This is a genomic window from Paenibacillus sp. 7523-1, from assembly GCF_002276415.1.
Classification (GTDB): Bacteria; Bacillota; Bacilli; order Paenibacillales; family Paenibacillaceae; genus Paenibacillus; species Paenibacillus illinoisensis_A.
This window is the reverse complement of the sequence record NZ_NPBR01000008.1, coordinates 380807-392712: the sequence shown is the minus strand read 5'-3', so window position 1 is coordinate 392712 and position 11906 is coordinate 380807. Positions and strand designations below refer to the sequence as shown.

Annotated in this window: 11 protein-coding genes; 7 read left to right on the top strand and 4 right to left on the bottom strand. The window is 46.4% G+C overall.

Annotated features, from left to right (window positions below; translation table 11 throughout):
* The first annotated feature begins 47 nt into the window (after positions 1-47).
* The 4 genes from CHH60_RS10750 to CHH60_RS10735 all read left to right on the top strand — a co-directional run bounded on the left by CHH60_RS10750 (position 48) and on the right by CHH60_RS10735 (position 3709).
* Entirely contained in the window at positions 48-2129 is a 2082-nt protein-coding gene (locus CHH60_RS10750) for an S-layer homology domain-containing protein (RefSeq protein ID WP_095359190.1), read from the top strand.
* A gap of 162 nt (positions 2130-2291) precedes the next feature.
* Positions 2292-2717 carry a GNAT family N-acetyltransferase gene (locus CHH60_RS10745; protein WP_095359189.1) on the top strand — a complete coding sequence of 142 codons (426 nt, stop codon included), beginning with the start codon at positions 2292-2294 and terminating at the stop codon, positions 2715-2717.
* Positions 2718-2769: 52 nt separating this feature from the next.
* Positions 2770-3207: a GNAT family N-acetyltransferase gene (locus CHH60_RS10740; RefSeq protein WP_095359188.1), complete on the top strand. Its 438-nt coding sequence runs from the start codon at positions 2770-2772 to the stop codon at positions 3205-3207.
* A gap of 79 nt (positions 3208-3286) precedes the next feature.
* On the top strand, positions 3287-3709 hold the full coding sequence (locus tag CHH60_RS10735) for a hypothetical protein (RefSeq protein ID WP_255247890.1): 423 nt from the start codon (positions 3287-3289) through the stop codon (positions 3707-3709).
* A gap of 69 nt (positions 3710-3778) precedes the next feature.
* Here CHH60_RS10735 and CHH60_RS10730 read toward each other — a convergent pair whose 3' ends face one another.
* From CHH60_RS10730 to CHH60_RS10720, 3 genes are read right to left on the bottom strand one after another with little or no spacing between them, the layout of a single operon-like run.
* Positions 3779-5218, bottom strand: a complete 1440-nt coding sequence (locus tag CHH60_RS10730; protein ID WP_255247889.1) for an erythromycin esterase family protein — start codon at positions 5216-5218, stop codon at positions 3779-3781.
* Positions 5219-5275: 57 nt separating this feature from the next.
* On the bottom strand, positions 5276-5479 hold the full coding sequence (locus CHH60_RS10725; RefSeq protein ID WP_095288443.1) for a helix-turn-helix transcriptional regulator: 204 nt from the start codon (positions 5477-5479) through the stop codon (positions 5276-5278).
* A gap of 23 nt (positions 5480-5502) precedes the next feature.
* The gene (locus CHH60_RS10720; protein ID WP_095359187.1) at positions 5503-6009 is read right to left on the bottom strand and encodes a DUF6773 family protein; all 507 of its coding nucleotides are present in this window, start codon (positions 6007-6009) and stop codon (positions 5503-5505) included.
* A 291-nt stretch (positions 6010-6300) separates the two neighbouring features.
* Between CHH60_RS10720 and CHH60_RS10715 the strand changes: the two genes are divergently transcribed.
* A complete protein-coding gene (locus tag CHH60_RS10715; protein WP_095359186.1) occupies positions 6301-7521 on the top strand; it encodes an RtcB family protein in 1221 nt (406 codons plus the stop codon).
* 73 nt (positions 7522-7594) lie between these two features.
* The gene (locus CHH60_RS10710; protein ID WP_095359185.1) at positions 7595-8773 is read left to right on the top strand and encodes a DUF4272 domain-containing protein; all 1179 of its coding nucleotides are present in this window, start codon (positions 7595-7597) and stop codon (positions 8771-8773) included.
* Between the two features lie 95 nt (positions 8774-8868).
* Here CHH60_RS10710 and CHH60_RS10705 read toward each other — a convergent pair whose 3' ends face one another.
* A complete protein-coding gene (locus CHH60_RS10705; protein WP_095359184.1) occupies positions 8869-9906 on the bottom strand; it encodes a LacI family DNA-binding transcriptional regulator in 1038 nt (345 codons plus the stop codon).
* A gap of 519 nt (positions 9907-10425) precedes the next feature.
* Between CHH60_RS10705 and CHH60_RS10700 the strand changes: the two genes are divergently transcribed.
* Positions 10426-11808, top strand: a complete 1383-nt coding sequence (locus CHH60_RS10700) for an ABC transporter substrate-binding protein (protein WP_437126815.1) — start codon at positions 10426-10428, stop codon at positions 11806-11808.
* Positions 11809-11906 lie beyond the last annotated feature (98 nt).

The following is an 11906-nucleotide window of genomic DNA, read 5'->3' as shown; positions in this document are numbered from 1 at the left end:
TTTAAGAAGAAGCATGGTTAGAGTCATGTGGGAGGTAAAGCTTAACAATGTCAACACATCTATCCAAAGGAAAAACACTAAACAAAAACAACAGAATCTTACCTTATCTGGCAGTTCTATTGTCCGTCTCTACTCTTACTGTTCCTTGTACCGTCGGGGCGGCTGCGGGAACCGGGAGCGCAAATGACTTACAGCAAGCCTCGTCCTGGGCGAAACAGGCCATTGAGATTGTTACAGAACAACAGATGTTCCCAGGTACACAGGATGGATTGTTTCATCCGGGAGGGAGTCTTACACGCGGTGATCTGGCGTATATATTGGTTCACATGGCGGATTTGAACCAGGAGTCTGAAGTTCAGAATTCAACCGGAGCTTTCAAGGATCTGAATTCAGGGACGGATCACCTTGCTTTTATCGAATTGATAAACTCTGCAGGAATCATGAAAGGCTATCCTGATGGGACATTTCGTCCGGACGGATTGGTCACCAGGGAACAACTCGCAGTGACTCTGATGCGTTTGATTCATTTTAGAGGATTTACTGAAGCAGGGGGTACGAACTCCATGCTATCTTTCAAGGATGCTTCCAGTATCAGTCCATGGGCTGCAGAGAGCGTGAAGCAGGCAGTTGAACTGGGTTTGTTAAAGGGTGAGAATGGCCAGTTTGCTCCGAAACGTCCCACGACAAGACAAGAAATGGCTGTGATTGCTTTGCGTGGAAGCGACGCGATCAAGACGCTTGAACAATCATCAGAACTGGATAATGCTGCTACAGATTCTGATTCGGATAAGCCAGATCAAGTGACGGAAGTGGAAGGGACGACTACAGGTAGTGGAGTTACAGGGAATTCTGGTGGAAACGCAACGAATGGGAGTGGAAACAATTCCGGCAGTGGAAGTGGAAATGCAGTAGGAGGCAGCGGATCAACGCCAACGAATCCAACCAATCCAGAAACTCCTTCCAACCCTGAACCGGAAAATCAAGCCCCAGTGGTGATCAACGATGGGTTACCCGATCAGGAACTTATTCTGGATCATGCGTCTCTGGAGTTTCAGGCATCCTCTTACTTCAGTGATCCGGATGGAGAAGTCCTGCAATTTAGTATTATAGATGGAGATGAAACGGTTGTTTCTACTGCGGTAGATGGTCAGACAATCAAGCTCACGGCAGTGTCAGAAGGAGAAGCTGTACTGACGGTCAAGGCTGTCGATAACCAGGGTGCCAGTGTTACTGCACAGCTCAAGATCACAGTCCTTGCGAATACGATCAGCAGGCAATTCCCTGATCCTAATTTAGCGCGAGCTGTTGCCTATTGGCTTGAGAAGGATGTGAATGATCCGTTAACCAAGCAGGAACTGGTGGAAGCACTGGTACAGACGGACGGAGGACTGTATGCGCGAGATGCGGGCATCTCTGACCTAACAGGATACGAAATTTTCAAAGGCATGAACGTTACGGAAATTGACCTATCCGGGAACAACATCAGCCTTGTGAATGCTGAAGGTTTTACACAATTGAAGAAGCTGAATTTATTCAGCAATCAACTTACAGAGGTCCATGTATCAGGACTTTCAAACCTTGAGGAACTGGTATTATCTTACAATCAGATGACATCACTTGATGTAAGTGGCCTGAGTTCCCTTCAAATGTTGGACGTTGGCGATAACCAACTGAATCATTTCCCTACCGGAGTTGCTGACCTACCTTTACTGCAAAACTTAAATATCCGTTACAATTCCATTATGCTCAGAGACGAGCCTGACTTTACTTTGCATATGGGGTTAATTGAACGTTTACCGATGTATGATTTCGATGATGCTGCACCAGTTCTGGTGGAGGCCCCCGCTGGGAATACGGTTTATGTTGGTGACGAAGAGACCGAGATCGATCTGGCATACATGTTTGAAGATGAAGATGATGATCGTTCAACACTGATTCTCACAGCAGAGTCACCGGACTCGCAGCTAGCTGAAGTCAGAGTGGAAGGACAGAAGCTCTACGTCAGAGCTCTTGCATCAAGTGAAACCCCGATTCAAATCCACGTGCAGGCTAGAGACGCGCTGGGCAGAATGGACACAGGATACGTAGAGGTCATGCTTAAAACGAGAGAAGAATTGCTCTATAATTAGTGGCTTTTCAATTCAAGCAATCCTATAATATCAGGTGCTGCGCATCTCCTATGGAGGTGCGTTTTTTATGCTGCATGCAGTCCAATAATGTTAGAATATTCAAGGAATGTACAGGAATAATTCCGTTTATAACGGTGAGAGTGAAAGGGAGGAGAATGAACAATGTCCGAAGGTACGCTGAATCTAAGTAATGCGGAAGAATCAGCCTATGTGCGTAATCAACTGATTGCATTTAATGCCGCTCATCTGAGCGAGGATCTGAAGCATCGGTATGAGGAATTGAATTTTAATATCAAAAATGAGGCAGGGGATATCGTTGCCGGCGTCCTCAGCACGCTGTGCTGGAACTGGTTGGAACTCGATATCCTCTGGGTGGATGAGAAGCAGCGGCACCAGGGCTATGGTTCCCAATTGCTGCTCGAGATTGAACGTATTGCACGTGATAAAAGCTGTGATTTTATTATGCTTAATACATTTTCATTCCAGGCACCGGGTTTCTACAAGAAGCATGGATACCAATTGATGACCACCATTGAGAACGCGCCAACAGGACATCGTCATTATTACTTTAAGAAGGATCTAACGTAGGGTAAGATATAGAGTACGGAACAACATGATAGGAATTTAGGAGGATCGATCTATGGTTACAATCAAAGCCATTGAACTTCAGGATTTGCCGGCCTTAAGCAAATTGTACAATGAGTTGATGGGGACCCCCACCAATGAGGAGCAGATGCAGAAAATGTTTAAGTACATACAGCAAAATGGTCATTATCATGTGCTTGGTGCATTTTTCAATGGCGAGCTGGCCGGATCTGTTATGGGGATCGAATGCATGGACCTCGTGGGACAATGCAAGCCCTTCATGGTTGTGGAGAATGTGATCGTATCCGATCAGGTGCGGAGACAGGGAATCGGTCAGAAGCTGATGCTACAGATTGAACGGATTGCTAGAGACCTCGGGTGCGAGTACATGATTCTGGTATCTGGAGATCAGCGTAAGGAAGCACATCTTTTCTATGAAAAGCTTGGATTCAAGGATGAGAAGGTTCAAGGGTACCGGAAGCATTTTAACTGACCAGAAGGATTACTTAAGGAGCAAGGCGAATAAGGCATAGTCAACTTGAAAACTTCATGAATCTGAGGGAGGCACTCTCGTGTTCAAAAAATGGGCTAATGTCTTGATGATTGTGAGTTTGATCTTCGCTGTATGTTCCCCAACATCCTACGCCGCTGCCAAAACGCTTAAGGTAACGGTGACGCTGGTCAGCGCCGAACTGATAGAGAACAACTCCGTCGGCAACGAATGGGCGATAGGCGCAAGCGTGAACGGTAAAAACCTGAAGGAGGGTTCATCGGTTACATTAAATCTGAAATCAACCGATACGCTGAAATTAAAAGCGGAAGCCGAAGAACAGGATAAGATTCCGGATATCGGAAGCAAGAGCGCGAATGTGAAGGTATCTTCATTCTCCAAATCAACCAATAAGACTCTTTCCGTTGTTGTAAAAGAGAACAGAGGCCGTTATTCGGGTAACACGGCAACATGGGAGTTCAAATTCAAAATCAGCAAGAAGTGAAAACTGTTATAACCGCAAGAAAAAAGAGAGCTGTCAGCTCTCTTTTTGTATTTATTCCTTGTTTTGTTCTTAAGAATCTGATGAGGAGGAGCGGATATATTGCGGTGGATGTACGTCGTCAATCATCAAAATGCCGTCATACTGATCACGTGGGACGAGGCTCTCAGGGATCATGCCCCAGCTGTATGCAAATCGTGGTTCGAACATCCAGGAGTTCCCGGTCTCTCTGGACTGGTACCGAAGATCCAGGAAGCTATAAGGTGTGTTCGTCGCAGACATAATACCTTCAATGGAACCGGGTGCTGCTGGCTCAACGGCATGAATTCCACCGATGTTATCGGCTGTTTGACCACTTGATGCATACAATCCCAAAACATAGCTGGATTTCTTCATTTCTTCCGAAAGTTTCTCCCCCATCATGGTAATGGGATAGGGCGAGCCCATGACTTCGCTCTGCGCCTTTCTGATATGATCATTATGTCCCCATACTATAAATTTTTCGTTTGGATAAACTTCGGTTGCAAGCCACACGAGATTGTCATGCATCGCCTGATCGCGCCACTCCATGGAATCTAGAAATGTCTCATATTTGCCCTCATTCATTTCACTTGTAGCCCGGATGGAAAGATCGACATATTCCTTCGCGACACGAATTCGATCACTGAGGCTTCGCTCTAACAGCATGGAAAGCCTGGGCTGATCAGGGTATTCTTTTTGCAGATAGGTCTGGTTCGGTTCGGATCTCAGGGATTGGAGAACGTCTTGGTATACCTTGATGATTTTATTTTTCTCAGCTAGATAGGCTTTCAGGTCCGTTCCGGCAGAGAAACTGGCTAGTTTTTGTTCCGTGTGTGCGAGCCGATTGGCAAGTTCTTTATCCTTCAGCCACTTACCATCCAACAACGGGAATTGCAGCTGCATGTCGAAACCGGTTAGAATGAGGGGCTGTTCGGTTTTTGTATTGGTTTTGAGGTAATCGAATAAGGGCATCATTTCCTTGGACCACCAGACGCCAAAAATAGCGTTTTTCATCGTTTGCTCCGGATGCTGCTGGTTGGCCGTGGCATTAGCCAGCGACGTGTTGGAAAGACCACTCTCAAATGCAAGAATGTTGTATCCCATTTCCTGATGCAAAAACTGGATCAGCAGGGTCTTCGCCAGATTAAACTCGGCAACCCCATGAGAGCTTTCACCAAGGAATACAATTCGCTTGTCATGAAGCAGGGGTTTCAACATCTCGAGGTCCGAGAAGGAATCGGTCTCCTGACCTGTCTTCGCAGGCTGGATGCTCTCCAGTCGATATGCGTGATCTCTAGCCCACTTGTTCCATTCTGCAATTTTCTCATCCGATGTTTTCGCAGTTTCCACCTGGGTTACCTGTCCATGAATGGTCTCCATAGCGGTTGATGAAGCTGCACCTGCATATCCGGTTGGGTAGAGCAGATTCACCAGCATGACTGTAGACAGTGCAAGCACTGCACCTGTTTTTCGTTTTCTGAAATAGCTCAAAATAACGCCTCCTCCATCTATGAATTAACATAATGATTCCGTAAAGAACGTTCCGGCTTATGTCTGCTCATCGTCCCAGAACAGATCATTCAGTGTTCTGGAGAGTGCCTTGCATATGGCGATACATAAGCTGAGAGACGGATTATACTTGCCCAGTTCTATGAGACCAATGGTCTGCCTCGATACACCAACAATCCGTGCCAGATCATCCTGTGACAGATCTTTTTCTACCCTGGCGACTTTCAATCGTATATTTTTCATGCCCATTCACCCTTGTATCCTTTCTATGAATCACACTGATCTTTACTTGCTGCCTTTTGACTCGCCTTGTTTGCAAAATGATGAACGATGACATTAAACCCCGCAAAGAGCGGAATGTAAAGCAGCAGTGAAAATATGAACACGAGGAAGAAATACCACCACTTCTCATGCGCCGTATCGGCAAACATAACCGAGCTTCTTATGCCCAGGAACAAGGCCATCGAAATACCGATAATGAGCCCCGTAATTACGTTTCGCTGGCTGTACGACATTTTGCTTGTCTGGTCGTGGACCTCAACTTCATCCGAATAAATGCCCAGCATGACGGATCGAACTCCGAAATAAATACTTCCTGCGAGAATGACGATCAATTCCGTCAACATGGAATACGTTTCCCATTGGAAAAAACTTTTCACCAAGATGGAGATGCCGCATAGATACATAATTAATATGTAAGCTTCCTTGTACACCTTGTTTTTGAGATTGACGATACGCTCATCCTGATTGCCCTTTTTGTTGAACCATTTCATGATTGCCCTCTCCTTTGTAGGAATTGAAAATGTGGGGAATATTTCCTATTGGCCTTATGATAATATTATTTGAGTCTTTTTGCAATATATATATGTCATTTTGTTTGATATAAGATGCATGAAATGGGGATGGAAACTTGAAATTGTTCCGATTACATACAGCGATCATTAGAAGGTGCTGCCATCAGAGCAGCAATTTGTTCATCCAATAGGGATTGATGTACTGCCCATTTGGAATAGTTTTTGGTAATATATACAAAGTGTTTGATAAGACTGGAGGTCATACATAACATGAGAATCGTAGATAACATCAAAGTATGGGGGGAGCCGCTGGAGAATGCAGTGAGTCAGGCGGTGACGTGTTCACTGCATGGAGATGTGCTTGGCGTTGCACTGATGGCTGACCATCACAAAGGGTACTCGCAACCAATCGGAGGTGTTGTCGCCTACCGTAACATGATTAGTCCTTCTGGCGTTGGGTACGATATTGCCTGCGGAAACAAGGCAGTACGCACGAATCTCATGTGGGAGGATATCAAGGACCAGATTGCCGTTATTATGGATGATATCAATGCAAATGTATCGTTTGGGGTGGGTCGCAATAATCCAACTCCGATTGATCACGAGCTGTTTGATGATTCGAGTTGGAAGCTATTTGATTCGATTGAACCTGGGCTGCAGCACAAATTAAAAACGCTCGCACGCAACCAGCTTGGTACGGTAGGCAGCGGCAATCACTTTGTGGATATTTTCGTAGAGGAATCAACGGGCAAAGTATGGGTTGCGAATCATTTCGGCAGTCGGGGGTTTGGTCATAAAGTCGCGAGTGGTTTCCTCAATCTTGCTGCAGGTCGTGAGTTCAGTGGGAAAGCGCCTGGAGAATCCATGGATCAGCCACCAACGTTGTTTGACTTGAACAGCGAAATGGGCGAAATGTATTGGGACGGAATGACACTCGCAGGCCGGTATGCCTATGCAGGACGAGATCATGTTATAGAACAGGTGCTTGGTATTCTTGGAGCGAGTGCAGAGTACTCGGTTCATAACCATCATAACTTTGCCTGGAAAGAACAGCATATGGGCGAAGACGTGGTCGTCGTCCGCAAGGGAGCCACCCCACTGGCACCCGGACAGCTTGGTTTTGTCGGAGGTAGCATGGGAGATATCTCAGTGATTGTGGAGGGCATCCTCAGCGAGGAGAACACGGAGTCCTACCGCAGCACGGTGCATGGGGCTGGACGGATCATGAGTCGTACCCAGGCTGCCGGGAAAATGAACTATAAGCTGCGCACTCGCATGGGCGGCGAAATAAGTGAAGAACAGATGCATGCGGCGATTCGTGCGTATGGCGTGGCGCTGAGGGGTGCAGGCACGGACGAAAGCCCGTTTGTGTATAAAAAGCTGCAGGATGTCCTGAATGCTCATGCAGACACTCTAAAAATCAATCATGTGCTGCGCCCTGTTGGTGTTGCCATGGCTGGTGGCAATGAATTTGATCCATATAAGGACTAGTGAACGAGGTTCTGTCCCGGGAGTTCTTGTTTAATTATGAATGATATGAACTTAATAGAAGAAGGTAAGCACCATGAGAAACTGCGCATTATACAGCTCCCAGTTTGACCTGGACCAGCTGTTTGAACTTATTCAATCCATCTATCCACAGGATAAGATCATACGCAAGGAAGACAAGACGCATATTCAGGTTATCCGCAAGAAGTGGCTCAGCAAGAAAACCAAGGGCTTCAATATCATGACCAGTCAGACACACCCCGATAAATTCGCTTCGATGATAAACGGCATGATGGGGTTCATGAGCCAGATTGAAGGACGTAAACCGGCAGTACAGGAAAAAGTGCTGATCAAATGCTCGACCCTGAACATGGTCATTGGCATTGAGACCGAAGAGGATATATCGGAGGAGTTCTTCCAAGAATTATTGAAGCTTGCTCAAGGGCTGGATGCGGTTATTTTTTGGGGAGGTGGCTCCCTGCTGGACGCACAAGGACAGCTGCTGCTGGATGTGAATGGGGAATCCGAGGTAGAGGATTACCAAGTGACGGCGCACACCAGTCTTTTGGATGATGTCAGACCACCGTCCGAGTCAGGCACTCGCCGCAAGGAAAATTCCGAGTCCATTATGGCAGCGCAGGGAATTCCATTCAATGTGCACTTACCCGCAAGGGCTGGAGATGAGCATACAACGATTCGAAGTGTGGAAGAAGTGGCACAACGAGCGGTAGCCTTATGTCTCGCAGCACTCAAGGGTGAATGCCTCGGTGCAGGAGAAAGTCCAGAAGACACAGCAGCACTCGTTCAGGAAGTCATCGACAAGTACGATGCAGCCTCATTTTTCTCCCCAGCGGAGAAAAGATTTATCGAGCAGCATGGAGCGCAGCAGCAGGAAGTTATCACCTTTTCGTGGGGGTACGAAGCTTACCACGTCATGCTGTGGGCGCTTGGTTATGTCGATGAGCTGGGAGCTCCAGTAGAGCTATGTAACGTTGGACAGGCTGTAGGTTATTTGCAGCAAAAGGACAGCTTCGAGGACTTCCTCGCGGGTGCATCCCTGCGCAGCAAAAGTGAAATTCTCGCTGCGGCCGACCTGATCTACCGTTACAACTGGGTATGTGTGAACAGCCGGATTAATGAGCAGACCCCTCCCGCGGGATTGAATGGAGGCGTGGCTTACGAACGCCACCGTGCCTTGAATTGGCTGATTTGTTATATGGATCAGGAATGGGACGACGTGCGGACAGATACGTAATAAGCATAGAGCCGACTTTGATATGTAGGCATGATTTTAAAATCCCCCAGCCAGTCAAACACTGGCGTGGGGGATTTTTTGTCGTTAGCGTTGGTTTATCCGCTATGCCGGCCATATTGCTCCCGAATGAGGACATCAGCCATAATCAGCTTTTTCTCCACATTACTTTCGGGGTTTATAATGCGCCACAACATCTGGTCCACTGCACGTGCACCGATTAATTCCTTGTTCACATTGACCGTGGCAAGCACGGGAATATTGTCGTACGTGTTATCAAAACCGGTGACCACACATTGTTCAGGTACGCTGATCCCCATACTCTCCAGTGCTTCAATGGTGTAGAGGGCGAAGAAGTCATTGGCACATACAAACACCTCTGGCAAGTTCGCTTCATGGAGCACAGAGGTAAATGTTTGCCGGAAATCATCAACCGCAGGACTGCACAATTCAGGTATCTGATTCATCTCTATCCCGTTACCCATAAGCACAGAGCTGTAAGCAATCCAACGTTCATAAAAGCTGTGAGCGTCACTGGTGTTTCCGACAAATTGAAAGCTTTTGAAGCCCTTACGAAGGAGATATAGCATAATTTCACGCATGGAAGCAAAGTTATCCGTAAAAATGCTGTCACTGTGGAAGACTGGATCGAGATGATCCACCATAACAACAGGGATTCCCAGACGTTTGATTTCTAGCAAAATGGGTGTCGTAATTGAACCGACTGTAATAATGCCCCGAATGGCATCGGGATTGAGCAGTGTAAATAATTGATCTGTAGAAGGCTCCGTCAGAGTGAGGATATTAAACCCTTTCTGGTTCAGTCTGGATGATATCCCGTTAAAGATAGGACCCCAATAGACGGATTCCTGGTTCTGATAACGGACATTGGGAAACAGAATGAGAATCGTTCCGCTCCACCGTATGTTTTGAGGGTCGTGAAGTTCATTGCTGTTGTTCATATCGCCAGATAACAGGCTGTTATCTTTGAAATATCCAAGTTTGCCAGCGGCCTTGAGGATGATATCACGTGTCTGGTCGCTCACACCGGATTTACCCGAGAGCGCACGTGAAACCGCAAATTTTGACAGACCCGTAAAATGTGCAATTTCTTGAATTGTTACCTTCGTCTTCATCATACCATCCTTACATTCTTAGTTCTGCCGTATTCTTGACCATGTAGCATGAGACTGACTCCAGTATATCATGATATATTTCCTCTAATCTAATAACGGATACAGAATGAAAAATGTTAGTGGTTCTATCCTTCTAAGTTGGACAAGAAACTGGAATGATGAAGTTTGGTGAGAGAAAATATCGGAATATGTCACCCATTATTATCTATTTGTTATTTTTATAAAATAACAAAATTTTAACGAGGTGGAGATCTCAAAACAAAGATTAGGACGAGATAATCTTTCGAACATGCTTATTATCAGCGTTTTTATGGGTTATATCAGCATAATACCAGATAAATTAGAAAATGTTAACAATAAAATGTTGACGCTTACATTTCGCTATGTTAAATTTTGTTTGTTAAAACCAAACGTTAAAATAACAAATGGTGGTGGTGTGATAATTTTATTAGGTGAGTGAGTGCTAGTGATTGGACATGACCATTTCAGGCATACACATTCGGGGAGGTTGTAAAAAACATGATTAGAAAATGGAACGTTCTGCCGTTGATGTTACTGGCCGTGATGCTTTTTGTATCCGCTTGCAGTGGAGGTGGGACAGTGCAAAATGGCGCGGATCCAGAGGGGACCGCCAATTCGGGCACGACGACCGAAACCGCAGGAACAGAGACAGAAGGCGGGACAGAAGAGGTGGCAGCAAATGTACCGGATCTCGGTGGACGTGTCATCAAGGTTGCTGCCTGGTGGGATCTGACGCCAGCGGGGGAGACAGCATCGGATAAGGCCCGTCTCGATAAGATTGCTGAAGTCGAAAAAAAATATAACGTAAAAATCGAGTTTGTTAATGTCCCATTCGAAGAATACATGAATAAATTCACCACGACTGCGCTGGCTGGCGAGCCATTCGCAGACATCGTCCAGATGGAATACAAGTCCGCTCTTCCTGCAATCCTCAAAGGGCAGCTGCTGCCGATCTCCGAATTCACCACAGCCGAGAACAACATCAATCAAGAAGCCAATTTGATTACCAAATATCCGGCCATCGCCGGTGATCACTACTCATTCGATAATCCAATCAGCATTGGTCTGGGACTTCACTATAACCGTGACCTGTTCAAAAAAATGTCGCTGCCTGATCCACAGGAACTCTATAACAAGGGTGAGTGGAATTGGGACAAATTCATGGAACTGGCCAAACAGGCAACGAAAGATACGGATAACGATGGCAAAATTGACGTATACGGATTCTCCGGCTGGCCGATTGACGTGCTTCGTCATTTTACCGCTGCCAATGGCGGCACGATCGTAGATGACGAAAATGCAAAAGAAGGATTGTCCGATCCAAAAACCATTGAGGCTGCCGAATTCGTTAAACGCCTGTATAACGTGGAGAATGTCGTGAAGGTCAAAACGGGCGACAAAACCAACTGGGAGGAAAGCAATACATTCAAGGATGGAGACGTTGCCTTATTCACTGCCGCTGAATGGCAGCTGGGCGATATCACCTTTGCCGCTGGTGTAGTTCCCATTCCGAACGGACCTCAGGGCAGCAAGGATATAACGTACGCCAATAACGCAGCCTCAGCAAAATTCATTCCTAAGGGTGTAGAGGATCCTAAGATTGTCTACCAGATATATGAAGAGACCTATGATATCCCGCAGATTGAAGAGTATCCGGGTCAAGATTACCTGGAGAGCCGCTATACCGACGAGAAAGACATTGCCATGATTCGTGAGCATATTGCCGGAACGGGACGTATCCTGCTCGATGATGCCTACGCAGGGTACCCCATCGGAGATTATGTGAACGACATCATCAAAAACAACGCGTCCGTTACAGCGACAGCTGAGAAATATAAGGCTCAGGCACAAGCTGCAGTTGATAAACTTGGCAAGCAATAACACCAGCAAGTGATTCAGAGAGGGGGTTCCGGTGCCTGTAATCATGCACGAAACCCCGTTTTTCTGAATTCCAACCAGGGTGTTGCTGGCATCAGCCT

Bases quoted from the DNA above. Each gene is read 5' to 3' on its own strand.
- CHH60_RS10700 (WP_437126815.1), top strand. From the start codon at position 10,426: ATGATTAGAAAATGGAACGTTCTGCCGTTGATGTTACTGGCCGTGATG.
- CHH60_RS10725 (WP_095288443.1), bottom strand. From the start codon at position 5,479: ATGAAAAATATACGATTGAAAGTCGCCAGGGTAGAAAAAGATCTGTCA.
- CHH60_RS10710 (WP_095359185.1), top strand. From the start codon at position 7,595: ATGAGAAACTGCGCATTATACAGCTCCCAGTTTGACCTGGACCAGCTG.
- CHH60_RS10705 (WP_095359184.1), bottom strand. From the start codon at position 9,906: ATGAAGACGAAGGTAACAATTCAAGAAATTGCACATTTTACGGGTCTG.
- CHH60_RS10750 (WP_095359190.1), top strand. From the start codon at position 48: ATGTCAACACATCTATCCAAAGGAAAAACACTAAACAAAAACAACAGA.
- CHH60_RS10715 (WP_095359186.1), top strand. From the start codon at position 6,301: ATGAGAATCGTAGATAACATCAAAGTATGGGGGGAGCCGCTGGAGAAT.
- CHH60_RS10740 (WP_095359188.1), top strand. From the start codon at position 2,770: ATGGTTACAATCAAAGCCATTGAACTTCAGGATTTGCCGGCCTTAAGC.
- CHH60_RS10720 (WP_095359187.1), bottom strand. From the start codon at position 6,009: ATGAAATGGTTCAACAAAAAGGGCAATCAGGATGAGCGTATCGTCAAT.
- CHH60_RS10745 (WP_095359189.1), top strand. From the start codon at position 2,292: ATGTCCGAAGGTACGCTGAATCTAAGTAATGCGGAAGAATCAGCCTAT.